The sequence below is a fragment of the Qipengyuania mesophila genome, from assembly GCF_019711655.1.
In the GTDB taxonomy this organism is placed as follows: Bacteria; Pseudomonadota; Alphaproteobacteria; order Sphingomonadales; family Sphingomonadaceae; genus Qipengyuania; species Qipengyuania mesophila.
In genome coordinates this window covers 109,661-135,606 of the sequence record NZ_JAIGNU010000001.1, presented here as the reverse complement: position 1 = coordinate 135,606, position 25,946 = coordinate 109,661, and the positions used below count along the sequence as shown (strand labels likewise).

The following is a 25,946-nucleotide window of genomic DNA, read 5'->3' as shown; positions in this document are numbered from 1 at the left end:
AGCGAGATTACCTAAACGGCGGTTCGTTGAAAGCGCGCAGTTTGCGGCTGTGGAGCCGCGGGCCTTCCTCGCGCAGCCGCTTGCAGGCGGTCACGCCGATCTGGAGGTGCGCGGCGATCGCTTCCTCGTAGAAGGCATTGGCCTGGCCCGGCAGCTTGATCTCGCCGTGGAGCGGCTTGTCCGAAACGCACAGCAGCGTGCCGTAGGGGACGCGGAAGCGATAGCCCTGGCCGGCGATGGTGGCGCTTTCCATATCGACGCCCACCGCGCGGCTGAGGCTCATGCGATGCGCCGAGCTGGTGTAGCGCAGCTCCCAGTTGCGGTCGTCGGTGGTGACGACGGTGCCGGTGCGCATGCGCTTCTTGAGGTCCGCGCCGTGTTCGCCCGATACTTCCTCGGCCGCACCGGCGAGCGCCTGCTGCACTTCGGCGATGGCGGGGAGGGGGATTTCGGGCGGGAGCACCGGGTCGAGCACATGGTCGTCGCGCAGATAGGCGTGCGCGAGCACGTAGTCGCCGATCTTCTGGCTCGGGCGCAGGCCGCCGCAGTGGCCGATCATCAGCCACGCCTCGGGCCGCAGCACGGCGAGGTGGTCGCAGATCGTCTTGGCGTTGGACGGACCGACGCCGATATTGACCAGCGTGATCCCTTCGCGGTTGGGGCCGACGAGGTGGTAGGCGGGCATCTGGTGCCGCCGCCAGGCTGTGTCCGACAGTTGCGCGCGGGCATTGTCGGTCTTCTCGGTCAGCATCAGGCCGCCCGCACCGGCGAGCGCGGTATAGCCGTTCGCGCCCAGCTGTTCGCCCGCCCAGTCGACGAATTCGTCGACATAGCGGTGGTAGTTGGTGAACAGGATGAAGCGCTGGAAGTGCTCGGTGCTGGTGCCGGTGTAATGCGCCAGCCGCGCGAGGCTGAAATCGGTGCGCAGCCCGTCGAACAGCGACAGCGGGATCGGGTCCTCGGCATTTTCGAGCACGATGCCGTCGGCCAGTTCGTCGCCGATATCGGCCAGCTCGGTCGAGGGAAAGTGCCGCGCGATGAGGTTGGGATCGACCCCGACAAGCTCGGCCCCGGCCTCGCCGTCGAGGACATAGGGGAAGGGGATTTCCTGCCGCGAGGAGCCGACTTCCATCTCGACTTCGTAATTCTCCTCGATCAGTTCGAGCTGCTCGCGCAGATAGTCGCGGAACAGCGCGGGGCGCGTGACCGTGGTGGCATAGAGCCCCGGCGCGTTGAGCCGGCCGAAGGCGCGGTTGCGGTCCTCGGGCTGGTCGCCGCCGCGAAAGCGCAGTCGCAGTTCGGGATAGGCATAGCTGCCGTCGCTGCGGCGTTCGGGCGCGGGCAATGTGCGCTCGCGGCCGAAGGCAATGACATCCTCGCGCAGCCGTTCGACGGCAGCGTCATACATTTTCTCGAGCCGGTCGAGAGTCTGGTCGATCGAATCCATGGGCGTTTCTCCTGCCTCTTATTGTTTTCGGTACTGTGTCGGCACCCCACATAGGATGCGCCGACGCTTCTTACAAAAAGGGCGCGGTGACCGAAGCCGCCGCGCCCTTTTCATGGTTCATTGCCGTACGAAGATCAGCCCTCGGCGGTCTCTTCGTTCGCTTCGGCCGCGTCTTCGAGCAGGTCGGCGGGAATTTCGCCGGGCTCGAGCGTCGGGTCGATGCGGTTGGCTTCGGCCTGTTCCTCGATCTCGCGCTGTTCGTCTTCGAACATCTGCGCCATCACATCGATGCCCTGGCTCTGGAGCTCGGCTTCGTCGTCCGAACGGGCGACGTTGGCCTTGATCGTGACCGAGACTTCGGGGTGAAGGTCGATGCGGACTTCATGCATGCCGATCGTCTTGATCGGGTCACCCATGATGACCTGCTTCTTGTCGATGTCGTGACCCTTCTCGGCGAGCGAGGCGGCGATGTCGCGGACATTGACCGAACCATAGAGCTGGCCGGTGTTCGACGAAGCGCGGATCAGGACGATTTCGACGCCCTGGACCTTTTCGCCGGCCTTCTCGGCATCGCTGCGGCGTTCCGCGTTTTCCTTTTCCAGGCGGTCGCGGTTCGCTTCGAAGACCTTCTTGTTGGCTTCGTTGGCGCGCAGGGCCTTCTTCTGCGGAAGCAGGAAGTTGCGGGCATAACCGTCCTTCACGGTGACCACGTCACCGATCGAGCCGAGCTTTTCGATCCTCTGAAGGAGAATGATATCCATGGATTTTCTCCTTACTTCACGATGTACGGCAGCAGGCCGATGTGACGCGAGCGCTTGATGGCCTTGGCCAGTTCACGCTGCTTCTTGGCGCTGACGGCGGTGATGCGGCTGGGGACGATCTTGCCACGTTCGGACATGAAGCCCTGAAGGAGGCGGACGTCCTTGTAGTCGATCTTGGGGGCGTTCTTGCCCGAGAACGGGCAGGACTTGCGGCGGCGGAAAAACGGACGGGCCATCAGTTACGCTCCTCGCGGTCGCGGCGCTTCTTCGCATCGCGCTCGTTCTTGCGCATCATGACGCTCGGGCCATCTTCGTGCTCGTCGACACGGATGGTCATGTAACGGATGACGTCTTCGTTGATGCGGGTCTGGCGCTCGAGCTCGGCCACGACGGCGCCGGGGCCCTCGATGTTGAGCATCACGAAATGCGCCTTGCGGTTGCGGTCGATCTTGTAGGCGAGATTCTTGAGGCCCCAGGTCTCCGTCTTGGTGACCTTGCCTTCGTTGTTCTCGACGATTTCGGTAGCCTGCGCTGCCAATGCATCGACCTGAGCCTGACTCAGATCCTGGCGCGCAAGGAACACGTGCTCGTAAAGAGCCATGTGGTCTTCCTTTCACTTCGGGCCGATCGCTGGCTGATCCGCGGGATTGCGGGGCCCCTCCGGCTTTCTTCGAATCCCTTGGGCGGAGCCGAGGGATGCGCGCACATAGCGGGATTGGCACATAATGCAAGCCGCGTTCTGGGCTTGGCAGCGGGGAACGAGGCGGGCAGGGGCACATTGCGACTGAAACGAAGGAGTATGTGCGTGCCCGGTGGACTTGTAGCCCTGCTCGACGACGTCTCGGTGATCGCCAAGGCCGCCGCTGCGTCGGTCGACGACGTGTCGATAGCCGCGGGGCGAGCCGGCAGCAAGGCGGCGGGCGTGGTGATCGACGATGCGGCGGTGACGCCGAAATACGTCACTGGCATCACCCCGGCGCGCGAGCTGCCGATCATCTGGGGCATCACCAAGGGGTCGCTCCGCAACAAACTGCTGATCCTGCTGCCCGGCGCGCTGGTGCTGAGCTGGGTCTTTCCTGCGGCGATCGTCTTCCTGCTGATGCTGGGTGGTGCCTATCTGTCGTACGAAGGGGCTGAGAAGATCCTCGAGAAACTCGGCGGCGAGCACCATGGCGAGACTCTGGAAGATCCGATCGAGGACCCGGCAAAGTTCGAGAAGGAACGCGTCAGCGGCGCGATCCGTACCGACCTCATTCTCTCGGCCGAGATCATGGCGATTTCGCTCAACGAGATCGCAGAGGTCTCGGACCAGTTCTGGGTTCGTGCGGCAGCGCTCGCGGCTGTCGGCATCGGCATAACCTTCGTCGTTTATGGCGCGGTCGCGCTGATCGTGAAGATGGACGACATCGGCCTCCATCTGGCCGAGAAGGACTCGGCGCTGGCGCGCAAGACCGGGACAGGGCTGGTCCATGCCATGCCGCACGTGCTCACCGTACTCTCCGCGGTCGGTACCGTGGCCATGCTGTGGGTCGGCGGCGGCATCATCCTGCACAGCCTAGAACAGCTCGGAGTTCACGCTCCGGCCGATCTGGCGCACGGGATCCAGCATGCCGTCGAAACTGCGACCGGTGCACTCTCGGGTGTGCTCGGCTGGCTCAGCTATGCCGCCAGCTCGGCGCTCCTCGGGCTTGTCCTGGGGGCCGTCCTCGTCCTCCTGATCCACAAGGTGCTTAAACTGGGCAACACGCACGATGGCTGATCGCCCGACCCTCTACACCTGCGCCGGGTCGCGCGGGCTGCGCGCCACCTGGGCGGCGGCGGAGGGTGGCGTCGACATCGCGCTCGAACTCCTGCCGTTCCCGCCGCGTTACCAGGCGCCCGAATATCTCGAACTCAACCCGCTTGGTACCGTACCCCTGCTGGTCGAGGGCGAGACGCGGATGACCGAAAGCTGCGCCATCGCGCATTACCTTGCGACGAAGAGCAGCGATGCGTCGCTGGTGGTGGCGCCGGAGGAAGGTGATTACCCGGCCTATCTCGATTTCACCTATCACGCCGATGCGACGATCACCTTCCCGCAGACGGTGTTCATGCGCTTCGCGCTGTTCGAGAAGGACAAGGGCTGGAGCGAGGCGGGCGAGGCCTATGCCAAATGGTTCTGGAAACGGCTGGTGAAGCTCGAACAGCGGCTGGACGGCCGCGAGTTCCTCTGCGCCGACCGCTTCACCGTGGCCGACATCTGCTGCGGCTATGCGCTCATCTTGGCGGGCAAAGTGGGGCTCGACGAGGGCGTCCCGCAGGTGCTCCGGGACTACCGCGAGAGGTTGGTTGCGCGCGAGGGATACCGGCGCGCGGTGGAGCGCGAGTCCGCAGGCCCGGCCGCGCTCTAGGACAGCCTGTCGAACAGGTCGCGCGCGAAGCTGCTCAGCGTATCGTCGCGCGCGCCCATGATGACGATGCGGTCGCCGGGCCGCGCGACATTGACCAGCCGGTCGCCCACCGCCTTGCGCGTGGGGATGTATTCGGCATGGCCCCCGGCCTGTTCGATCAGCCGCACGATGCGCTCGCTGCCCTCGCTGCGATCGACCGTGCCGCCGAAATAGACCGGGTCGCACAGGATGACGCGATCGCCGTCCTCCAGCTCGTTCGCGAAGGTCTCGGCGAGCTCGTCGCCCATCTGGCGCAGGGGGCCGTAGCCATGCGGCTGGAAGAAGGCGAGTACGCGCCCCGGATGCGCGCGCAGCGTGCGTAGCGTGGCAGCGCATTTCTCGGGATTGTGGCCAAAGTCGTCGATCACCGTGATGGCGGATACGCTGGTGCCGATCACGTCGAAACGCCGCGCGAGACCTTCGAAGCCCGCAAGTGCCTCAACCGCTTTGGCCACCGGAATGCCCGCCGCCGCCGCGCCCGCGATGGCGGCCAGCGCGTTGGAGAGATTGTGGCGCCCGGGCATCCGCAGCGTCAACGCATGTTCGCTGCCGTCGTGGCGGTCGATCACCAGCGCCGCCTGGCGCATCGGCCCTTCGGCGATCGAGCCGGGCACCACGCCGATCTGCGCCTTCTCCTGCTCGATGCCGAAGGTGATGACCTCCTTCGCCTGCGGGAGCAGCGCCAGTGCCTCTGCGTCGTCGGCATTGATGACCGAGATACGGCTGCGCGACAGATAATCGCCAAACAGCCGGCGCAATTCGTCCATGCCCATGTGATCGAGGCTGACGTTGAGCAGGACGCCCACCGCAGGACGATAGAGCGCGATCGAACCGTCGCTCTCGTCGACTTCGCTGGCATAGAGGCTCTGCCCGCCGACCACCGCGCTGGCGAAGGGGCGCTCCGGCGAGACGAAGTTCTTCATCACCGCGCCGTTCATGATCGTCGGCTCGCGCCCGCAGGCGTGGAGAATCCAGCCGAGCATGCCGGTCACCGTCGACTTGCCGCTGGTCCCCGCCACCGCGAGGCCCGCGCCGCTGGTGTTGAAGAGGATCGAGTTGAGCTCCGCCCGCGTCAGCCGCAGGCAATCGAGTTCCTTGGCGCGCTGGACCTCGGGCACACTGTCCTCGATCGCGGCGCTGGCGACGAGGATCTGCTCACCCGAGACGATTCCGCTGCCGTCCTGCGGATGGAGCGCGAAGCCCTGCCGCTCGAGCGCGGCAAACTTCTCGGGCGTGCGGCCCTGGTCGTTGCTGCGATCGGATCCTTCGACCGTGCAGTCGCGTCCCTGGAGGATCTGCGCCAGCGGCAGCATTCCCGACCCGCCGATACCGCAGAAGAAGAACGGGCGGGCGAACAATTCGTCAGGGGTGGGCATATCGCTCATGCGCGTGCAGCTATTGAGTTGTGCCGCGCGATACAAGCGCGCTAGCAGGGCGCATGGTCAGAATTGCGATCTGCGCCCCCGGAAAACCGGTGAAGCGCGAACGAGCCGACATGGTCGAGGCGCTGGTGGCGGGGCGCGACGATGTTTCGCTCCAGTTCCACGAACAGTGCTTCGTCCACGAGGGGCATTTCGCCGGCAGTGACGATGTGCGGCTCGCCGCCCTGCTCGAATGCGCCAACGATTCGAGCGTCGACGCGGTGTGGTTCGCGATGGGCGGTTACGGATCGAATCGCATTGCCGCGGAGGCGGTGGCGCAGATGAACGATGCGGCGCGCGCCAAGTCCTACCTCGGTTATTCGGACACCGGATTCCTGCTCGCCGCGCTCTACAAACACGGCATCGGGCGCGTGGCGCATGGCCCGCTGGCGGGGGACATCAAGCGCGATGGCGGCGTGGAAACGATCGAGCGCGCGCTCGGCTGGCTCAAAGGTGGCGAGGCGGGGCTCGAACCGCATCTCGACGATCGTCCCGCCGTCGCCTTCAACCTGACTACTCTGGCCATGCTGGTGGGCACCGAACTAGCGCCCGACCTCACTGGCCATGTCGTCATGGTCGAGGAAGTGGCCGAGCATCTCTACGCCGTCGACCGGCTGTTCTTCCACGTGACGCAGCATCTGCGGGGCATTGCCGGCCTGCGTCTCGGCCGGATCGGCGATGTGCCGGAAAACGACCGTCCCTTCGGCAGTGACGAAGTTGCGATCGCGCAGGACTGGTGCGGCCGTAGCGGCATTCCCTACCTCGGTCGCGCGGATATCGGCCACGACGCTGCCAACAGGATTGTCCCATTCGGACTTGAGGCGCGCGGCCCACGCGCCTAGGCGCGCCGTCTGAGGAGATATTCATGACTGCATTCATCTTTCCCGGCCAGGGCAGCCAGAAGGTCGGCATGGGCGTCGAGCTCGCCGAGGCCAGCGCGCACGCCCGCGAGGTCTTCCAGGAGGTCGACGAGGCGCTGAAGCAGAACCTTTCGGCGCTGATGAAGGGTGGACCCGAGAGCGAACTGACGCTGACCTCGAACGCGCAGCCCGCAATCATGGCCAATTCGGTTGCCACCGCGCATGTGCTCGAGAAGGAATTCGGCGTCGCACTGGCCGACGCGGCGCAATGCGTCGCGGGGCACTCGCTCGGCGAATACAGCGCGCTGTGCGCCGCGGGTGCGTTCTCGCTGACCGATGCCGCAAAGCTGCTGCGCCTGCGCGGCATCGCGATGCAGGACGCCGTCCCGATCGGCGTCGGCGCGATGGCCGCGCTGCTCGGCGCCGATATCGACAAGGCGACCGCGCTGGCCGAGGCCGCCGCGCAGGGCCAGGTCTGCGAGGTCGCCAATGACAACGATCCGACGCAGGTGGTGATCTCGGGCCATGCCGAGGCGATCGACCGCGCGATCGAAATGGCCAAGGACCACGGTATCAAGCGCGGCATCAAGCTGCCCGTCTCGGCGCCCTTCCACTGCTCGCTGATGGGCCCGGCGGCACTGCGCATGAAGAACGCGCTCGCCGATACGCCCCCGCAGGCCTCCACCATCCCGCTCTATGCCAATGTCACCGCCGCGCGCGTCACCGACCCGGCAGAGGAACAGGCGCTGCTGGTCGACCAGGTCACCGGCCGCGTCCGTTGGCGCGAAAGCGTGCTCGCCATGAACGAGGCGGGGATCGAGCGCTTCGTCGAACTGGGTGGCAAGGTGCTCGGCCCGATGGTCGGCCGCATCGTCAAGGAGGCGACCACCGTGAGCCTGGTCACCATGGAAGATCTCGAGAATTTCGCGAAGGAGAACGCGTGATGTTCAGCCTCGAAGGCAAGACCGCCCTCGTGACCGGTGCCAGTGGCGGGATCGGTTCGTCGATCGCCTATGCGCTGGCGAAGCAGGGCGCGCGGCTCGCACTGTCGGGCTCGAACGCGGCCAAGCTGCGCGCCTTTCGCGAGCAGCTCAACGACGAATTCGGTCACGACCACGTCGAGATCACCTGCGACCTGTCGAACACCACGCAGGTCGAGGAACTGATCCCGGCTACGGTCGACACGCTCGGGCGCATCGACATCCTCGTCAACAATGCCGGCATCACGCGCGACAATCTCGCGATGCGGATGAAGGACGAGGAATGGGACGATGTCATCCGCATCAATCTCGAGGCGAGCTTCCGCCTGATGCGCGCCAGCGCACGGCCGATGATGAAGGCCAAGGGCGGGCGCATCATCTCGATCACCAGCGTGGTCGGCCACACGGGCAATCCGGGCCAGATGAACTACACCGCGGCCAAGGGCGGCCTCACCGCCATGTCCAAGAGCCTCGCGCAGGAGCTCGCCAGCCGCAACATCACCGTCAACTGCGTCGCCCCGGGCTTCATCCGCACCGCGATGACCGATGCGCTGACCGACGACCAGAAATCCGCGATCAACGCGCGTATCCCGATGGGGCGTATGGGCGAGGGCGACGAGATCGGCGCCGCCGTGGCCTATCTCGCCAGCGACGAGGCCGCCTATGTCACCGGCCAGACGCTGCACGTGAACGGCGGCATGGCGATGATGGGCTGATTTTCCCAGTTTTCCCCAAAGGAAATAGGGGGCGGGGCGCTTGCGGCTTGCCCCCCATGGCCGCCCCGCTAGGGTGACAATCCGTATTCCGGCGCTTCAGGGGGCGATTCCGGCCCTGCATGCGCCCAAGAGGGACGAAAGTAGGACCATGAAGGCCACCATCGAACGCGCGACGCTGCTGCGTTGTCTCAGCCACGTCCAGTCGGTCGTGGAGCGCCGCAACACCATCCCCATCCTCTCGAACGTGCTGATCGAGGCGGAAGGCGACAATTCGCTCAAGGTCATGGCGACCGATCTCGATCTGCAGGTGGTCGAGCACATGGGCGCGAGCGTCGACAGCCCGGGGGCGATCACGGTCTCCGCGCACCTGTTGTTCGACATTGCGCGCAAGCTGCCCGAAGGTTCGCAGGTCAGCCTCGAAGCGGCGGAAAACCGCCTTGCGATCAAGGCCGGGCGCAGCCGGTTCTCGCTGCCCACGCTGCCGCGCGACGACTTCCCGGTGATCGTCGAGGGCGATCTGCCGACCAGCTTCGAACTGCCTGCCAGGACTCTGGCCGAACTGATCGACCGCACGCGCTTCGCGATTTCGACCGAGGAAACGCGCTACTACCTCAACGGCATCTTCTTCCACGTCTCGGACGATGCCGAGCCGGTGCTCAAGGCGGCCGCCACCGACGGCCATCGCCTGGCACGCTTCACCCTGCCGCGCCCCGACGGCGCCGAGGGCATGCCCGACGTGATCGTGCCGCGGAAGGCCGTGGCCGAACTGCGCAAGCTGCTCGAGGAATCGATGGACGGCAACGTCCAGATCGACCTCTCGGCGAGCAAGGTTCGCTTCACCCTCGGCGGCGAGGGCGGGGTGGTCCTGACCAGCAAGCTGATCGACGGCACCTTCCCCGATTATTCGCGTGTTATTCCAACGGGTAACGACAAGCTCCTGAAGCTCGATCCGAAGAGCTTCCACGAGGGTGTCGACCGCGTCGCGACCATCGCCACCGAGAAGACCCGGGCGGTCAAGATGGGGCTCGACCGGGACAAGGTGACGCTCACCGTCACCAGCCCCGACAACGGCACCGCGACCGAGGAAGTGCCTGCCGAATACTCGGCCGACGGCTTCGAGATCGGCTTCAACGCCGGCTATCTCAAGGACATCCTCAACCAGATCGATTCGGACACGGTCGAGATCCATCTCGCCGATGCCGGTGCGCCGACGCTGATCCGCAAGGACGAGAACGCGCCCGCGCTCTACGTGCTGATGCCGATGCGGGTCTAAACCCTCGCTTCGGTAGCGCACTGCCGCTAGCGTCTCTCGCGAAGGAGAGAGGCGAATGCAGCAGGTACATGTCCGCAAGGATGCGATCGGGGACGCCGAACTCGTCGAGCGAGAGCTTGGCGAGCTGGGTGAGGGTGCGGTGCGGCTTGCGATCGAGAGCTTCTCGGTCACATCCAACAACGTGACCTATGCGGTCGTCGGCGACGGGTTCGGCTACTGGAACTTCTTTCCCGCGCCCGAGGGCAAGGGCATCGTGCCCATGTGGGGCCATGCGCGGGTCATCGGGAGCAACCATCCGGACATCGCCGAGGGCGAGCGCGTCTATGGCTATTTGCCGATGGCGACGCATCTCGACGTGATGCCTGGCAAGGTGTCGGCCTCCGGCTTCACCGACATGGCGGCACATCGCCAGCCGATGAGCCCGATCTACAACCAGTATTCGCGCCTCGCCGCCGATCCCGAGCACGATCCGGCGCGCGAGGGCGAGCGGATGATCTTCGGGCCGCTGTTCAAGACCGGCTTCCTGATCGAGTATTTCATGCGCTCGGAAGAGTGGTTCGGCTCCTCTCAACTCATTCTCACCAGCGCCTCCTCCAAGACCGCGATGGGCCTTGCTAGCGTGGCACGGCACCGCTCGCCGCAGGTGAAGTGGATCGGACTCACTTCCGCAGGCAATGTCGATTTCGTGAAGGCGAGCGGCCTCTACGACCAGGTGCTGGCCTATGACGAGATCGGTAGCATCCCGACCGAGTCCAGCGCCTCGGTCGACTTCGCCGGCAACGCCAAGCTGCTCGGCGCGATCCACGCGCATCTGGGCGACGCGCTCAAATATTCCTGCCTCGTGGGCGTCACGCATATCGACGAGCGGGGCGGCGACGCGTCGCAGCTTCCCGGCCCGACGCCGACGCTGTTCTTCGCGCCCGACCATGCCGTGGCACTGTTCAAGAGCGTCGGTCCCGGGGAAGCGGGCAGGCAGATGGCGGAAAGCTGGCGTGCCTTCCTCGCCGATGCGGGCGACAGCGTGACGATCGAGCGCCACAAGGGGCTCGCCGCCGCGCGCGACGTCTTCGTCGAGATGGCAGGCGGCACGGTAGATCCCGCCAAGGGGATCGTGATCGAGCCCTAGATCTCGACCGCGATCTTGCCGAAGTGGCCGCCGCTTTCCTGGTGGCGGAAGGCATCGGCGAGGTTCTGCAGCGCGAAGGTATCGCTGATCACCGGCCTGATGCCGTTCGCCTCGATCGCCGCGATCATGTCCTGCTGCATCGCGCGGCTGCCGACCGTCAGGCCCTGGACCTTCAGGTTCTTCGAAAACAGCAGCGCGGTCTGCACCGGGCCGGCGAAGCCCGCGAGCACGCCGATCAGCGCGATATGTCCTCCCACGCGTGTCGCCAGCATCGACTGGTCGAGCGTTCCCGCGCCGCCGATTTCGACCACGCAGTCGACCCCGCGACCTCCGGACAGCTCGAGTGCCTTGGGTCCCCAGGCCTGGACTTCCCTGTAGTTGATCAGGTGGTCGGCGCCCATCTCCTTGACGCGTTCGAGCTTGTCGTCCGAAGAGCTGGTGGCGATCACCGTCGCGCCCGCCGCCTTGGCGAACTGCAGTGCGAAGATCGACACGCCGCCGGTGCCCTGAACCAGCACGGTGTCGCCGGGCTTGAGCGCATAGTCGACGAACAGCGCGCGCCAGGCGGTCAGCCCGGCGCAGGTCAGCGTCGCCGCTTCGGCATGGCTGAAGCCCTTGGGCGCGCGGGTGAACCAGTGCGTCGGCGCGGTCACGGCCTCGCGCGCATAGCCGTCGATCCCATCGCCCGGCACGCGGGTAAAGGCGCTCGCGGGCGGGGCCCCGTCGAGCCAGTCTGGAAAGAAGGTGCTGACGACATGGTCGCCCACCGCGAATTCGCTCACCCCGTCGCCCACTGCGGTGACGACGCCAGCCCCGTCGGACATGGGAATGCGGCCCTGGGCAGCGGGGATCATCCCCTTGACCACGGCATAGTCGTGATAGTTGAGCGAGCTCGCCTTCAGGTCGACGCTGATCTCGCCCGGCCCGGGGGCGGGGGCATCGTCGACATCGCAATATTCGAGAGCTTCGAGGTTCGATGGCGTGGCGCCGGTGCGAATCGCCTTCATTCCGCCGCCTCGAGCAGTTCGACGCGCTGCGGGCCGCGGATCAGCCCGCCGGGCGTCTCGCCGGTCCACTCGCCCTCGCGGAAGGTGACCTTGCCGTTCTTGATCGTGGCGACATAGCCTTCGGCCTTCTGCAGCAGCCGCTTGCCGCCCGCGGGCAGGTCGAAGGCGAGCCAGGGTTTGCCGAGCCTCAGCCGGTCCATGTCGATGATGTTGAGATCGGCGAGATAGCCGGGGGCGAGCACGCCGCGATCCTCGAGGCCGTAGAGCCGCGCGGTGTCGGCGCACTGGCGTTTGATGGCATTCTCGAGCGTGATCGTGCCGCGCGAACGGTCGCGCACCCAGTGCTGCAGCATGAAGGTGGGTGAGGCCGCGTCGCAGATCGTGCCGCAATGCGCGCCGCCGTCGGACAGCGAATTCACCGTGTCGTCTGACTGCTGGAGATCCATCAGGAAGTCGAGATTGCCGTCGGCATAGTTGAGGATCGGCAGGTAGATGAAGCCCTTGCCGTCGTCGCGACACAGCAGGTCGTAGGCGTATTCGTCGCCCGAGACGGCCGCCGCCTTGGCCCGTTCGAGAATGCTCTCGGCCGCGGTCGGTTCGTAGTTGAAGTCGGGATCCATCTCGAACTGCATGTTCCAGCCGCCGCAGACGACCATGATCAGGCCGATGATGTCCTGGTTGACCTCGGAGAAGTCATGCTGCTCGGCGAGCATCCGCGCTTTGAACTCGGGATCGAACAGCCTGGCCTTCTGCTCTTCCCACGGCAGGTCCTCGATTTCCTTCCAGCTCGGCTTGAGGCGGAAGGGGTGGACGGTCCCTTGCCAGGCCATGACGATGCCGTTGCCGCGCAGCGCGATCTGCGCGACGATATTGGCGCCATTGTCGTTCTCGGCGCGCATGCTCTCGATCTGCTCTTCGAGCGGCAGCTCCTTGGCGATCGACTGCAGCGCGGCGAAAGTGACGGGCAGGCCGGTCTCGCGGCTCATCTTGCCCATCCAGCCGAATTCGTCCCATTCGCGCATCATGTCGCTGGCCATCTCGAACACGCCGTGGCCGGCGCGGCCCATGGCACGGCCGATCTCGACCAGTTCCTCTGCTGTAGCCGTCGTGCCGGGGACGACCTCGCCATCGATGTCTCGGTGGAGCACGGTACGCGAGGTCGAGAAGCCGAGAGCGCCTGCACGCACGCCTTCCTCGACGATACGGCTCATTTCCTTGATGTCGTCCTCGGTCGGGACGGCGCCGGGGCGCTCGCGATCACCCAGCACATAGGCGCGCACCGAGCCGTGCGGGACATGCGTGCCGACATCGACCGTGCGCGGGAGCTTCTCGAGCGCGTCGAGATATTCGGGGAAGGTTTCCCAGTCCCAGCTCATCCCTTCGGCCAGCGCGGTGCCTGGAATGTCCTCGACACCCTCCATCAGGCCGATCAGCCATTCGTGCTTGTCGGGCTTGGCCGGGGCGAAGCCGACCCCGCAATTGCCCATCACCACCGTGGTCACACCGTGCCAGCTGCTCGGGGCCATTTCCTGGTCCCAGGTTGCCTGCCCGTCGTAATGCGTGTGGATGTCGACGAAGCCGGGGGTGACGAGGTGCCCGCCAGCATCGATTTCCTCCGCGGCGTCGCCGCTGACCTGGCCGACCTGGGCGATCAGCCCGTCCTTGATGGCGATGTCGCCGGTGAAGCGGTCCTGTCCGGTGCCATCGACGATGGTCCCGTTGCGAATGATCAGGTCGTATGCGGGCATGGCTGCGTGCTCCTCTCTCCATGGAAGAAGGTTCCACAATGCAACCGATGAGTCCAGCGGTGTTTAGGTAGTGCGTTCGGGCATTCGGACGGTCAGCAGGACACCGAGACCGATGAAGAAGAGCAGGTTGATGGAGACCATGCCCACGCGCTGGTCGCCGGACCAGAGGGTGAACTGCTCGACCAGCAGCGGTCCCATCCAGACGGTGATTGTGCCGGCGATGGCATAGAGCCCGAAGAACTCCCCGCTGCGCCCGGGTGGGGCGAGCGTCACCAGCATCGTCCTACCCGACGAGATACTGGCTGTCGCGGTAACCGCGACCACGCTGATGAGGCTGAGATACACGATGTCGGAAAGCGTCGGGAAGACCGGCCCGGCCCAGACCTCGCGGTTTTCGACGAGGCCGAGGAACAGGCTCTCCTGCGTGATGCTCAATTGCACGAGGCCGGTCGCCACCATCGCGAGGATCTCGACCACCAGCGCGCGCTTCACCCCGATCCGATTTTCGAGCCATCCGCCGAAAATGCCCCCCGCGAAGGCGCAGGCGCTGGCGAAGATCGCGTAGCAGAGCATTTCGAGGAAATCCCAGCCGAGGAAGAGCGCGACATAGACTGCGCCCAGCGCCAGCAGCGCCGCCATGGCATCGGCATAGAACATGCGCGCGACGAGGAACTTCATCAGCTGGCGGTATTGCGACGCCGCCCGCAACGTGCGCCAGACGCTGGCGGCACCTTCGCGGAAGGCTTTCGGCCAGCTCGCGCCCGGCACCCCGGGATCGCGCGCATTGAGGAAGAATGGGATCGAGAACAGCGCCAGCCAGGCTGCGCAGATCGGGCCCGCGAGGCGGGCATGTTCGAACTTGGCGAGGTCGACGCCGAATTGAGGCGTGGCAAAGGGCCAGCCGGTGGTCGCCGGCAGGACGAAGAGCATGGCGATCGCGAGGAAGATCAGTGTCGCCGCGCCATTGCCGAGCCCGAGGCCAAGCCCGGAGATCATCGCCAGCCGCTTGGGTTCGCCAGCGACGCTCAGCATCGCGTTGTGCGTTACCTCGGAGTAGGTGTAGCTGACATAGGCGATCACGAGCAACGCCATGATGGTCCCGACGCCGAGGCCTTGTCCGCCCGGCATCGCGAACCACAGCATGGACGAGCAGATCACGATCGATCCGAGAAACAGGCCGAGGATCGGCTTGAGAGGTCCCCCCCGGTCGAGCGCCGCGCCGAGGAAGGGCGCGGTCATCGCGGCGATGAAGCCGGCCCATTTGGTCACCGAGGCGATGGTCGCCTGTCCCTGCGCGTTGGCCGCGGCGAGCGCCTTGTCGGGCGGCAAGCCGTCGAGCGCGCCGCTGGCGAGCAGGTCGGCCCCGATGATGTCGCGCGCGAAATAGGGCGCGAAAATGTAGATGACGATCAGGATGTAATAGGGATTGCGCGCCCATTCGAAGACCGCCCAGGCGAAGCCCGTCTTGCCGAGTGCACCGCCTTCACCCTTGCTCGCGCGGACCGGCTGGTTGGCGAGGGGGTTCGCAGCGAGTGCAGGATCGGTGGCCATCGTCGCTTTCCCTCCCGATCGCGTGACCCGTGCCCTCAGGCGGCGCGGTCGAGTTCCGCCGGTGTGGCCGGGGCGTCGAGGAAGGCGCGCAGCCTCGCGACGCTCTCGTCGGCATGAGTCAGCAGGAACAGGTGCCCGCCACCCTCAACCACCTCGAGCTGCGCATTGGGGATCGCACCGGCGAGGATGCGGCCGTTGATGAGCGGGACGATCTGGTCGTCGTCGCCCATCATCACCAGCACCTCCTTGCTCAGGAAGGGCAGCGCGGGGAGGCTGGTCCAGCCAAGCATGGCGATGAGCTGGTACAAGTATCCGCGCGGGCTGGGCGGCTTCAGCCGGCCGATATGGCCATCCTTCTGGTGCGCCTGCCCGTCGCGATCGGTCCCGCCGTAGAGCGTCTGGAAGTGCTCGTTCATGAAATTTGGATCGATATAGCGGCGCGGATTGGCCATCTTGGTCAGCGCCGCGGGATTGCCCGGTACCATCAGCATGCCCGCCGTCGTCGCGGCGAGGACGAGGCGGCGGGTGCGTTTGGGATATTGCAGCGCGAAATGCTGCGCCATTGCGCCTCCCCACGACACGCCCATCACGTCGACTTCGTCCACGCCGAGCTGGTCGAGGATCAGCCGCGCGGTCCAGCTCATGGTGAAGGGATTGTAGGGCAGTGTCGGATCGGGGCTTTCGCCCGTGCCCGGCATGTCGAACATCACGAAGGCGCGCTCGGTGAGCATTTCGGCGAGCGGGGCGACCGCCTCGATATTGGCGCCGATGCCGTTGAAGAAGAGGATCGGCGGATGGTCGAGCGGTTCGTCGAGCCGCCAGTGCGCCACGCGCAGGCTCCGTCCGCCGGCCTCCATCATGCGGAAGGTTGCGGTCGGGGTCTGGGATTTCGATGCGGTCAAGCTGGGGTCCTTTGCACTGCTGTTCAGCAGGGTTCCATAACGTAGAGCCCCGGCGCGGGGTCCAGCGGCTTGTATGCGGCATTGCCGAGTTTGGCCGGTGCCTTGCTCTTGTCACCGCTGCGCTTCTGCAGCCATTCCAGCCAGAAGGGCCACCAGCTGCCGGCGACTTCCTCGGTGCCCTTGAGCCATTCGTCGGCGGTTTCGGGCAGCGGCTTGGTCGCGTCCTTCTGGACGTAGTACTTGGCCTTGGGATTGCCCGGCGGGTTGAGGATCGCCTGCATATGGCCCGACTGGCTGAGCACGTAGGTCACGTCCTTCGAGCCGAACAGCTGCGTCGAGCGATAGGTCGCCTTCCACGGGGTGATGTGATCGGTCACCCCGCCGAGGATGAACAGATCGCCGGTCACCTTGGACAGGTCGATCCTGTGGTCGACCATCTCGACCTCGCCCTTCTTGGTGAAGGCCAGCGTTTCGAAGATGGTCAGGAAATCGCCCATCAGGCTGGCCGAGAGATTGGTCGCGTCGGCATTCCAGAACAGCACGTCGAAGGCGGGCGGGTCCTGTCCGAGCAGGTAGTTGTTGATGACGTAGTTCCAGATCAGGTCGTTGGGGCGCAGCCAGGCGAAGCCGCGCGCCAGGTCGTCGCCCTTGATGACGCCCTTCTTGGAGGCGCGCTGCCGGGCGAGCTCGAGGCCGTTCTTGCTGACCAGCGACCCTGCCTCGATATCGTTCTGCTTGGGGTGGAGGACGCAGACCATCAGCGTCAGGGCCCCGAGCAGGTCGTCGCCGTCGGCGGCGAGCTTGCTCGCCAGCATCGCCGCGGTCTGGCCGCCGGAGCAGCCGGCCGAGACATTGACCTTCTTGCTGCCGGTGATCTTCGACACCGCCTCCATCGCCTCGCGGCAGGAGTTGACGTAATCGGCCATGTCCCAGTGGCCCTGGTCCTTCGACGGGTTTTTCCAGCTGATGACGAAGGTCTGGATGCCGTTGTCGACCTGGTATTTCACCACCGATTTTTCCGGTGACAGGTCGTTGATGTACATCTTGTTGATCTGCGGCGGGATCGTCAGCTGCGGGATCGCGTAGACCTCGTCGGTCGTCGGGGCGTAGTGAACCAGCTCCATCATCTCGGTGCGCAGCACTACCGAACCTTTCGAGGTCGCGACATTCTCGCCCAGCTTGAACGGCTTCTTGTCGACCTGGCTGACCATGCCCTTGTTGTGGACCATGTCGTCATAGGCGTTCTTGAGCCCCTTGATCAGGCTCAGGCCGCCACTGGTGATCGCCATCTTCTGCGCGCTGGGATTGCCCGCCAGCGTGTTGGTCGGCGCGAGCGAGTCGATGATGATGGTCGAGATGAAGCGCGCGCGATCCTTCTCCAGATCGTCGAGTTCGAGGTCCTCGAGCCAATGCGCTGCGCCCTTCTGGACGGCGAGGTAGTACTGCATTCCGGCGCGCATGAAGGGATTGTACTGCCACGCCGGGTCCTGGAAGCGCTTGTCCTTGGGGTGGGGGGCGAGCTCGCTCTTGCCGGTCATGATCTTGATCATGTCCTCGCCCATCGACTGGCTATGCTTGATCAGTCGTTGCGGGTCTGATGCGGTTTCGCGCAGCAGAACGGCCACCGCCCCGAAGATGTCCTCGCGTGTCAGCCCGACAAGCGGACCTAGCGCGCTGGTATGCTGGGCTGCTTCATCTTCGAGCTGGCTCATATTCGTCGCTGTCTCCGGTCTGGTCGGGCCCTTCTCGCGGGGCCGGTTGCATGGTCATGCTTTGCTCGTGGGGCGATTGCAAGCGCGCCCTAGGCGCCACGCGCGGCGATCATGCTTTCGATGTCGACGAATTTCTCGCGTGGGGCGCCTTCGCGCGCCGCCGCGATCTCCGCTTCCTCGATTTTCTGCCAGTCGCGGAAAGTGACTACATCGAGCCCGCGCTCGGCGATGAGTTCGTCGAACCCCTCGCGTCCGCGCTTGCGCGCGCCCGGGCCGATATCCTCATCGACGAGGTCGATCACGGCATAACCGTCGGGGCGGTTGGTGCCGATCGTGCCGCTGGGGCCGCGCTTCGCCCAGCCGACGCAATAGAGCCCCGGCAGGATGCGCCCGCCGTCATTGGCAAAGCGGCCCGCGCGCTGGTCGAAGGGGACCCCCTCGATCGCCGAGGTCTGGTAGCCGATGCAGCTGACGAGCAAGTCGGCGGGCAGGCGGTAGGTCTCGCCCGTGCCGACCGCGCGGCCGAGCTCGACCTTGGTACGTTCGACCTCGATGGCCGAAATCCTCCCATCGTCGCTCACGATCGCGCGCGGGCTGGCAAAGAAATCGAAGGTAATCGTGATGGGTTTCTCGCTGCGGGCTGTCTCGGGAAGTGCGGCGAATTCGCGCACCAGGGTGACCGACTTGCGCAGACCCGGCTCAAGGATCGCGTCATCGCCCTCGGGTGGTAAATCGGCGGCATCGACTTCGGGGGCGGCACGCTCGAGATGCAGCAGTTCGCCCAGCTCCTTGGGCGTCATCATGATCTGGTGCGGCCCGCGACGCCCGAGGATTGTAATGTGCTCGATCCGGCTGTCCCGCAAGGCATCGAGCGCGTGCGCGACGATGTCGGAGCCGGCAAACTCCTCTTCGGTCTTGGCAAGGATGCGGGCGACATCGAGCGCAACATTGCCCATGCCGATCACCACTGCATGGCTGCCCGACAAATCGGGGGCGAGCGCGGCAAAATCGGGATGGCCGTTGTACCAGCCGACGAAGGCCGCGCTGCCGAAGACATTCGCCGTGTCTGCGCCCTCGATGGCGAGCGTGCGGTCCTTGGGTGCGCCCGTCGCAAGTATGACCGCGTCGTAGAGCGACCCGAGTTCCGCGATGGAAATATCGGTGCCGATGTCGACATTGCCGACGAAGCGGACGGTTTCGCCGATGGCAGTCTTTTCATAGCGCCGCGAAACCGCCTTGATCGACTGGTGATCGGGGGCGACGCCGGTGCGGATCAAGCCGTAGGGAACCGGGAGACGGTCGATCACATCGATCCTGGCTTCCTCGCCCCACTTCTTCACCGCTGCCTCTGCGGTGTAGTAGCCGGCCGGACCCGAGCCGACGATTGCGATATGCCGCATGTCCCTCTCCCACAAGACAGTCAGCTCATGCACGCACGCCGAACGGCTGGCAAGCTGGGCGAGAAGGGCGCCGACAGTTGCGAACATGGTTATGCGTTTGGAAAGGAATTTTCCCTATGACCGAGACTGCCGCGTGGCATCGAGCTATCACCAGCTGGGCAACATTCGGGAGCGAAGGCGAACATGGCAGGGTTTTTCTCGCGTTCGGCGCGGGCCACGGCTGAGGACGATACTGCGCTCGAATCCGCTCCGCTCCGGCCCATCGAAGCCACCGACGCGGCGCGGCGCGTGGAAATGCTCGACAGTTTCGAGGCAGCGGGTCTTGGTTGGTTCTGGGCGACCGATGCCCAAGGGCGCATTATTTACCTGTCCCATGGGGCTTCCCGGAATCTCGGCTGGAGCGATGACGAAGCGATCGGCAAGTCGCTGTCTGAGCTTTTCATTCCCGAGAAGGTGGACGATCCCGACAAGCCGCAGCGACCCCTCGCATTCCTGTTGAGGGCTCGTAATTCGATCAGCCAGCTCAACGTACGATTGGCCATCGAGGCCAAAGAGGTCTGGTGGGAGATCGCCGGCAAGCCTCAATTCGACGAGCAGGATCGTTTCACGGGCTATCGCGGCAGTGCCAAGGACATCACCGCGACCCGCGAGAAGGATCGCGCTGCCCAGCGCATGGCCGAGTACGATCCCGTAACCGGGCTCGCAAACCAGCAGCGCATGGCGCAGCGGCTGACCGAAATGCTCAAGGCCTATCGCAATTCCAAGCGGTCGTGTGCGCTCATGATCCTCGATCTAGAGCGCTTCCAGCATGTCAATGACACGCTTGGCCGTGCAGCGGGCGACGAACTCCTCAAGCAGGTCGCGACGCGGATTGGGCGGATCCTCGGCAACAAGGGCGAAATCGGTCGCATGAGCGGTGACGCGTTCCAGATCGTCCTTCCCGACATCGACGATCGCGGTGCGCTCGGCGACCTGGGTCAACGGCTCATCCAGATGGTCTCACAGCCCTACATCGTCAGTGGTGCACGAGCGATCATCGGAGCATCGAGCGGCGTGGCGATCGCCCCCTATGACGGTCTCGATACGGAGGAATTGACTGCCGCGGCAGATCTCGCGCTTCAGGCGGCGAAGGCCGGCGGGCGGGGACAGTACCGCTTCTATTCGAGCGACCTCAAGGATGGGGCGAAGAATCGTCACCAGATCGAGGAAGACCTGCGCGACGCGATCGACAATCATCAACTCGCGATGCACTACCAGCCGCTGGTGTGCTCCAAGACCCATATGGTCAAGGGTTGCGAGGCGCTGATGCGCTGGACGCACCCCGAGCGTGGCGAGATCTCTCCTGCCGATTTCATTCCGGTGGCCGAGGAAATCGGCATCATCCGACAGATGGGCGAATGGGCCCTCAACGAAGTCTGCCGCCAGGCGATGAGCTGGCCGGTCGAACTGCGCGTTGCGGTCAATGTCTCCGCCATGCAGTTCAGCCAGGACGACTTTCCAAGCGTCGTCAAGAGCGCGCTGGCCGAAAGCGGGCTCGCGCCCCACCGGCTCGAACTGGAAATCACCGAAAGCGTCTTTCTCGGCGATACCGGCCGAACCCAGCGCATGTTCGGCGAACTGAAGGCGATCGGTGTCAGGCTCGCATTGGACGATTTCGGGACCGGGTACAGTTCGCTGAGCTATCTCCGCAATGCACCCTTCGACAAGATCAAGATCGATCAGAGCTTCGTTCGCGGCGCGACCGAGGAGGGCAGCAACAACGCAGCGATCCTAAGCGCCATCGTGAGCCTGGCGAACGCTCTGGAAATGGAGACCGTTGCGGAGGGAGTCGAGGCCAAGGACGAACTCGACCTCGTCACCCAGCGTGGCGCCACGCTGATTCAGGGGCATATCTTCTCGCGTGCCATTCCAAGCGAGGACTTCCTCGAGCGCCTCAAGGAAGGGAAGCTCAAATACGAACCACTCGGACCGGACAAATATCGCGCGGCGCGCAAGACCGTGTTCCGGCGGATCGGCCTGATCCACGAAGACAGCCGCTACAAGGTCGTGATGCGCAACCTGTCGAAGACCGGCGCGATGATCGAGGGCTTGCTCGATGTGCCGCTTGGCACCCAGATTGTCCTCGATCTCGGCGGGGGACAGCTCGCGGTGGCGACCGTGCGCCGCTCCAAGGGGCCGATGCAGGGCGTCGAATTCGAAACGCCGTTGATTAGCGACGGCGCGGACGGGCTCTGCACGCGCCACCGCGTCTCGCCCTATCAGATCGAAGCTGCAGGCCGGCCGCTCGCGGCTTTGCCGCAGGACCCTTACTCGCTGATCATGGCCGAGCAGATTGGGGCGAACTCGCGAAAGAAATTCGTCGAAGTCGAGGTGGGGGGCCCCAAGACCGGCTCCGGTTACTGATCGTTAGCCCTGCCCGTTAGGGCAAAACTAACCATTGTGGCCTAGTCGACAGGGACAGGTTTCAACCCTCTTGCAAGGCAGGAAAACGATGGGGGCTTTGCCCTTCACCGAATATTTCAGAAAAGGCAGGAGCGAAGTAGAAACTCCGGTCGAAGGCCCTCCGTCACAGCCTGTCGATCCTCTCGAACCAGCGGGCAAGCTGGCGGTGATCGACGAGATCGAGCGCAGCGGAGCGCTGGCCTTCTGGGCGACCGATGCCGACGGCCGTGCGGTCTACCTGAGCCCCTCGATCTGCGAACGGTTGGGCGCGACGTCCAAAAACCTCGTAGGTGAGAGACTCCAGCGCCTTCTGGTACCGGTCGAAGGGGATGGAGAAGGGCGCTCTCTCGGCCTCAAGCTCAATACCCGCAAAAGGTTCACCAACCTCACGGTTCGCGCGGCGGACGAACAGCACGATGTCGTGTTGAAGCTCTCGGGCCATCCGCTGCGCGACGACGCCGGCGAATTCCTCGGCTTTCGCGGGAGCGCGCTCGATATCACCGAGGAATTCCGCAGCGAGGAAGAGGCCAATCGTCTGGCCAAGTTCGATTCGCTGACCGGTCTCGCCAATCGGCACCGGATGGAGCAGCGGATCGATTCGACTCTGCACGCCTTCAAGGCCGCCAAGCGCAGCGCCGCCTTGATGATGCTCGACCTCGACAAGTTCAAGCAGGTCAACGACACGCTGGGCCATCCGGCGGGCGACCAGTTGCTGCAGCAGGTCGCCGAGCGGCTGCGCGGCGTGATTGGCGGGCGCGGCGAGATCGGGCGTCTAGGCGGCGACGAATTCCAGATCCTCGTCCCCGACATGGACGATCGCGGCGAACTGGGCGCGATCGCCAAGAAGATCATCCAGATCCTTTCGCAGCCCTATCCCGTCGAGGAAGGTCGCGCGATCATCGGCTGTTCGGTCGGCATCGCCATTGCGCCTTACGACGGCTTGGGACGCGACGAACTGACTCGCGCGGCCGACCTGGCGCTCTACGCCTCCAAGAACGGCGGTCGCGGCCAGTTCCGCTTCTATGCCGCAGACCTCGAACACGAGGCCAATCTGCGCAGGCGCATGGAAGAGGACCTCGCCGAAGCGATCGAGGCAGGCCATTTCGCGCTCGAATACCAGCCCGTCGTTACGCCGGCGGACGACCGTGTCGTCGCGCTCGAAGCCCAATACTGTTGGGTCGACGAGGAACGCGGCCGCGTTGCGCCCGAGACCTTCCTGCCGGTGGCCGAAGGCAGTCGCCTGATCGTACCGATAGGCGAATGGGCGATCCGCCGGGCCTGCGAGGATGCACTCGGCTGGCCCGAGAGCCTGTCCATCTCCTTTCCCGTCAGCCGGGTCCAGTTCGAAGCGACCGGCTTCGTCGCGGGGATCGAGAAGGTCCTCGAGGAAACCGGCTTCGATCCGGCGCGGCTCGAATTGCGCCTGCCCGAAAGCGTCTTGCTCGGCGAGCCCGCCAAGGTCGACCAGGCGCTCGCCACGCTGTTCAAGCTCGGTGCCCGGCTGGTGCTCGACCAGTTCGGCTCGGGGCTCTCCTCGCTCTCCTACCTCCGCCGCGCACCGCTCGGCGCGCTTCGCATCGGCGGCGAATTCTTCGAGCCGGTCATGGGCAACGACCTCGGGGACATGGAACTGGTCCGCGCGGTCGTCGCGCTTGGCGGTGCCATGGGCATGGAGACCGTCGCCTCGGGCGTGCACGCGCTCGAGCTGATGCACGAACTCAAGCGGCTCGGCATCGACCGGGTCAGCGGCTTCGTCTATTCCGAAGCGCTGACCGCCGAGCAGGTCGGCGAGGAGATCGCCAAGGGCGAATGGACCCTCGCGCCGACCGACAACGGGACGCAGCGTGCCTCGCGCCGTACCGTCCTGCGCAAGATCGGGCTGATCCACGAGGATCACTATTACGACGTGACCCTGCGCAACCTCTCGCGTTCGGGGGCGATGATCCAGGGGCTCGAGGGCGTGCCGGTGGGTACCCTCTTCGTGCTCGATTTCGGCCAGGGCCAGCTCGCCGTCTGTTCGGTCAAGCGCACGATGGGCGATACGCAGGGGCTCGAATTCGAACAGGAGCTGGTCGACGACGGGGCGGGGGGGCTCTGCACGCGGCACCGCGTCAGCCCCTACGAACTCGCCGCCGCCGGAGCGCCGCTCACCGCCTTGCCCCCGGGCAAATACGCGATGGCGCCCGACAATGCCGCGGGCAGCAGTTTCGCCCAGTTCGCGCTGTCGGCCAACGCGCCCCGCCAGACGGGCGGGAAAGACGCCGCCTGACGCTTGCGCTTTGCCTGCTGACAGCGGGATGCGGCGCGGCTAATGGGGCGGCGCAATGACTGACCTTTCCAAGATCCGCAATTTTTCGATCATCGCCCATATCGACCATGGCAAATCGACCCTCGCCGACCGGCTGATCCAGCACTGCGGCGGGCTGACCGAGCGCGAGATGTCCGAGCAAGTGCTTGATAACATGGACATCGAGAAGGAGCGCGGGATCACCATCAAGGCCCAGACCGTGCGCCTGAACTACACCGCGCGCGACGGCGCGACCTACGAGCTCAACCTCATGGATACGCCCGGCCATGTCGACTTCGCCTATGAGGTCTCCCGCTCCCTCGCCGCCTGCGAGGGCGCGCTGCTCGTGGTCGACGCCGCACAGGGGGTCGAGGCGCAGACGCTCGCCAATGTCTACCAGTCGATCGAGCACGACCACGAGATCGTCCCCGTGATCAACAAGATCGACCTCCCCGCCGCCGAACCGGAGCGGGTCGCCGAGGAAATCGAGGAAATCGTCGGGATCGAGGCGACCGGCCCGTGGGAAGAGGGCGGCGCGGTGCTCACCTCCGCCAAGTCCGGCATCGGCATCGAGGACACGCTCGAGGCGCTGGTCAAGCGCATTCCCGCCCCCACCGGCGACCGCGACGCGCCATTGAAAGCCATGCTCGTCGACTCCTGGTACGACCCCTATCTCGGCGTCGTCATTCTCGTGCGCGTGATGGACGGGGTCATCAGGAAGGGCCTCCAGGTCAAGTTCATGCAGGGCGGCACGCAACACCTGATCGACCGCGTCGGCTGCTTCACCCCCAAGCGCACCGACCTGCCCGAACTGGGCCCGGGCGAGATCGGCTTCATCACCGCGCAGATCAAGGAAGTCGAGCAGGCGCGCGTCGGCGACACCATCACCACGGTCAAGAACGGCGCGCCCACCCCGCTGAAGGGCTACAAGGAAGTCCAGCCGGTGGTGTTCTGCGGCCTGTTCCCGGTCGACGCGGCGGATTTCGAAAAGCTGCGCGAGTCGATCGGCAAGCTGCGCCTCAACGATGCCAGCTTCAGCTACGAAATGGAGAGCAGCGCCGCGCTGGGCTTCGGCTTCCGCGCCGGCTTCCTCGGCCTGCTGCACCTGGAAATCATCCAGGAACGGCTCAGCCGCGAATACGATCTCGACCTCATCACCACCGCCCCCAGCGTGGTCTACCGCGTCCACCTCGGCCATTCGAAGACCGAGGACGCGAAGACGATCGACATCCACAACCCCGCCGACTGGCCCGACGTCAACCGCATCGAGACGATCGAGGAGCCGTGGATCAAGGCGGTGATCTACACGCCCGACGAATATCTCGGCGCGATCCTGAAACTGTGCCAGGACCGCCGCGGCATCCAGACCAACCTCACCTATGTCGGCGGCCGCGCGCAGGTGAGCTACGAGCTGCCGCTGAACGAGGTGGTGTTCGACTTCTACGATCGCCTGAAGTCGATCTCGCGAGGCTACGCCTCCTTCGATTACGAGCAGATCGGCCTGCGCGAGGGCGACCTCGTCAAGATGAACATCCTCGTCAATGCGGAGCCGGTCGACGCGCTCAGCCTGATCGTTCACCGCAGTGTGGCCGAGGAACGCGGCCGCGGCATGTGCGAGCGATTGAAGGACCTCATCCCGCGGCACCTGTTCAAGATCCCGATCCAGGCCGCGATCGGCGGCAAGGTGATCGCCCGCGAAACCATCGCCGCCTTGCGCAAGGACGTGACCGCCAAGTGCTACGGCGGCGACATCACGCGCAAGAAGAAGCTGCTCGAGAAGCAGAAGAAGGGCAAGGCGCGGATGCGGGAGTATGGCAATGTGTCTATCCCGCAGGAAGCGTTTATAGCCGCACTTCGTATGGGAGAAGAATAAGGGGGTAAAAA

Annotated in this window: 21 protein-coding genes; 10 read left to right on the top strand and 11 right to left on the bottom strand. The window is 65.1% G+C overall.

What is annotated here, in order from left to right:
* Positions 1–7 precede the first annotated feature (7 nt).
* The 4 genes from K3181_RS00640 to rpsF form a co-directional block, all read right to left on the bottom strand.
* The gene (locus K3181_RS00640; RefSeq protein ID WP_221599857.1) at positions 8–1,447 is read right to left on the bottom strand and encodes an AMP nucleosidase; all 1,440 of its coding nucleotides are present in this window, start codon (positions 1,445–1,447) and stop codon (positions 8–10) included.
* A 134-nt stretch (positions 1,448–1,581) separates the two neighbouring features.
* Positions 1,582–2,208 carry a 50S ribosomal protein L9 gene (rplI, locus tag K3181_RS00635; protein ID WP_221599855.1) on the bottom strand — a complete coding sequence of 209 codons (627 nt, stop codon included), beginning with the start codon at positions 2,206–2,208 and terminating at the stop codon, positions 1,582–1,584.
* 11 nt (positions 2,209–2,219) lie between these two features.
* A complete protein-coding gene (gene rpsR, locus K3181_RS00630) occupies positions 2,220–2,444 on the bottom strand; it encodes a 30S ribosomal protein S18 (protein ID WP_160729637.1) in 225 nt (74 codons plus the stop codon).
* Complete coding sequence (gene rpsF / locus K3181_RS00625) at positions 2,444–2,809, bottom strand: 30S ribosomal protein S6 (RefSeq protein WP_221599853.1); 366 nt, start codon at positions 2,807–2,809, stop codon at positions 2,444–2,446. Before rpsF ends, rpsR begins: the two co-directional genes overlap by 1 nt.
* A 204-nt stretch (positions 2,810–3,013) precedes the next feature.
* Between rpsF and K3181_RS00620 the strand changes: the two genes are divergently transcribed.
* Both K3181_RS00620 and K3181_RS00615 read left to right on the top strand, forming a co-directional pair.
* A complete protein-coding gene (locus K3181_RS00620) occupies positions 3,014–3,967 on the top strand; it encodes a DUF808 domain-containing protein (protein WP_221599851.1) in 954 nt (317 codons plus the stop codon).
* Positions 3,960–4,598: a glutathione S-transferase family protein gene (locus tag K3181_RS00615; RefSeq protein WP_221599850.1), complete on the top strand. Its 639-nt coding sequence runs from the start codon at positions 3,960–3,962 to the stop codon at positions 4,596–4,598. Before K3181_RS00620 ends, K3181_RS00615 begins: the two co-directional genes overlap by 8 nt.
* Here the strand turns inward: K3181_RS00615 and K3181_RS00610 are convergent.
* On the bottom strand, positions 4,595–6,022 hold the full coding sequence (locus K3181_RS00610; RefSeq protein ID WP_221599849.1) for a glutamate ligase domain-containing protein: 1,428 nt from the start codon (positions 6,020–6,022) through the stop codon (positions 4,595–4,597). The genes K3181_RS00615 and K3181_RS00610 overlap by 4 nt on opposite strands.
* A 53-nt stretch (positions 6,023–6,075) precedes the next feature.
* Between K3181_RS00610 and K3181_RS00605 the strand changes: the two genes are divergently transcribed.
* From K3181_RS00605 to K3181_RS00585, 5 genes are all read left to right on the top strand, one after another.
* Entirely contained in the window at positions 6,076–6,900 is an 825-nt protein-coding gene (locus tag K3181_RS00605) for an LD-carboxypeptidase (protein WP_221599846.1), read from the top strand.
* Positions 6,901–6,923: 23 nt separating this feature from the next.
* The gene (gene fabD / locus K3181_RS00600; protein ID WP_221599844.1) at positions 6,924–7,862 is read left to right on the top strand and encodes an ACP S-malonyltransferase; all 939 of its coding nucleotides are present in this window, start codon (positions 6,924–6,926) and stop codon (positions 7,860–7,862) included.
* On the top strand, positions 7,862–8,614 hold the full coding sequence (fabG, locus tag K3181_RS00595; RefSeq protein WP_221599842.1) for a 3-oxoacyl-[acyl-carrier-protein] reductase: 753 nt from the start codon (positions 7,862–7,864) through the stop codon (positions 8,612–8,614). The genes fabD and fabG overlap by 1 nt, the downstream gene beginning before the upstream one ends.
* A gap of 148 nt (positions 8,615–8,762) precedes the next feature.
* Positions 8,763–9,887 carry a DNA polymerase III subunit beta gene (dnaN, locus tag K3181_RS00590; RefSeq protein WP_221599840.1) on the top strand — a complete coding sequence of 375 codons (1,125 nt, stop codon included), beginning with the start codon at positions 8,763–8,765 and terminating at the stop codon, positions 9,885–9,887.
* Between the two features lie 55 nt (positions 9,888–9,942).
* Positions 9,943–11,013 (top strand): DUF2855 family protein, encoded by a 1,071-nt coding sequence (locus tag K3181_RS00585; protein ID WP_221599837.1) that lies wholly within the window; start codon positions 9,943–9,945, stop codon positions 11,011–11,013.
* Here the strand turns inward: K3181_RS00585 and K3181_RS00580 are convergent.
* The 6 genes from K3181_RS00580 to K3181_RS00555 form a co-directional block, all read right to left on the bottom strand.
* Positions 11,010–12,020 (bottom strand): zinc-dependent alcohol dehydrogenase family protein, encoded by a 1,011-nt coding sequence (locus tag K3181_RS00580; protein WP_221599836.1) that lies wholly within the window; start codon positions 12,018–12,020, stop codon positions 11,010–11,012. The genes K3181_RS00585 and K3181_RS00580 overlap by 4 nt on opposite strands.
* The gene (locus K3181_RS00575; RefSeq protein ID WP_221599833.1) at positions 12,017–13,768 is read right to left on the bottom strand and encodes an N-acyl-D-amino-acid deacylase family protein; all 1,752 of its coding nucleotides are present in this window, start codon (positions 13,766–13,768) and stop codon (positions 12,017–12,019) included. The genes K3181_RS00580 and K3181_RS00575 overlap by 4 nt, the downstream gene beginning before the upstream one ends.
* A 63-nt stretch (positions 13,769–13,831) precedes the next feature.
* Positions 13,832–15,319 (bottom strand): MFS transporter, encoded by a 1,488-nt coding sequence (locus K3181_RS00570; RefSeq protein WP_221599831.1) that lies wholly within the window; start codon positions 15,317–15,319, stop codon positions 13,832–13,834.
* Positions 15,320–15,354: 35 nt separating this feature from the next.
* Positions 15,355–16,179, bottom strand: a complete 825-nt coding sequence (locus K3181_RS00565; protein ID WP_221602770.1) for an alpha/beta fold hydrolase — start codon at positions 16,177–16,179, stop codon at positions 15,355–15,357.
* A gap of 65 nt (positions 16,180–16,244) precedes the next feature.
* A complete protein-coding gene (locus tag K3181_RS00560; RefSeq protein WP_221599828.1) occupies positions 16,245–17,933 on the bottom strand; it encodes a PHA/PHB synthase family protein in 1,689 nt (562 codons plus the stop codon).
* Between the two features lie 89 nt (positions 17,934–18,022).
* Positions 18,023–19,333 (bottom strand): FAD-dependent oxidoreductase, encoded by a 1,311-nt coding sequence (locus K3181_RS00555; RefSeq protein ID WP_221599826.1) that lies wholly within the window; start codon positions 19,331–19,333, stop codon positions 18,023–18,025.
* A 183-nt stretch (positions 19,334–19,516) separates the two neighbouring features.
* On the opposite strand from K3181_RS00555, the gene K3181_RS00550 reads away from it, so the two are divergent.
* The 3 genes from K3181_RS00550 to lepA all read left to right on the top strand — a co-directional run bounded on the left by K3181_RS00550 (position 19,517) and on the right by lepA (position 25,935).
* Positions 19,517–21,736 (top strand): EAL domain-containing protein, encoded by a 2,220-nt coding sequence (locus K3181_RS00550; protein ID WP_221599824.1) that lies wholly within the window; start codon positions 19,517–19,519, stop codon positions 21,734–21,736.
* Positions 21,737–21,824: 88 nt separating this feature from the next.
* Positions 21,825–24,044 (top strand): putative bifunctional diguanylate cyclase/phosphodiesterase, encoded by a 2,220-nt coding sequence (locus K3181_RS00545; protein ID WP_221599822.1) that lies wholly within the window; start codon positions 21,825–21,827, stop codon positions 24,042–24,044.
* 55 nt (positions 24,045–24,099) lie between these two features.
* A complete protein-coding gene (gene lepA / locus K3181_RS00540; RefSeq protein WP_221599821.1) occupies positions 24,100–25,935 on the top strand; it encodes a translation elongation factor 4 in 1,836 nt (611 codons plus the stop codon).
* Positions 25,936–25,946 lie beyond the last annotated feature (11 nt).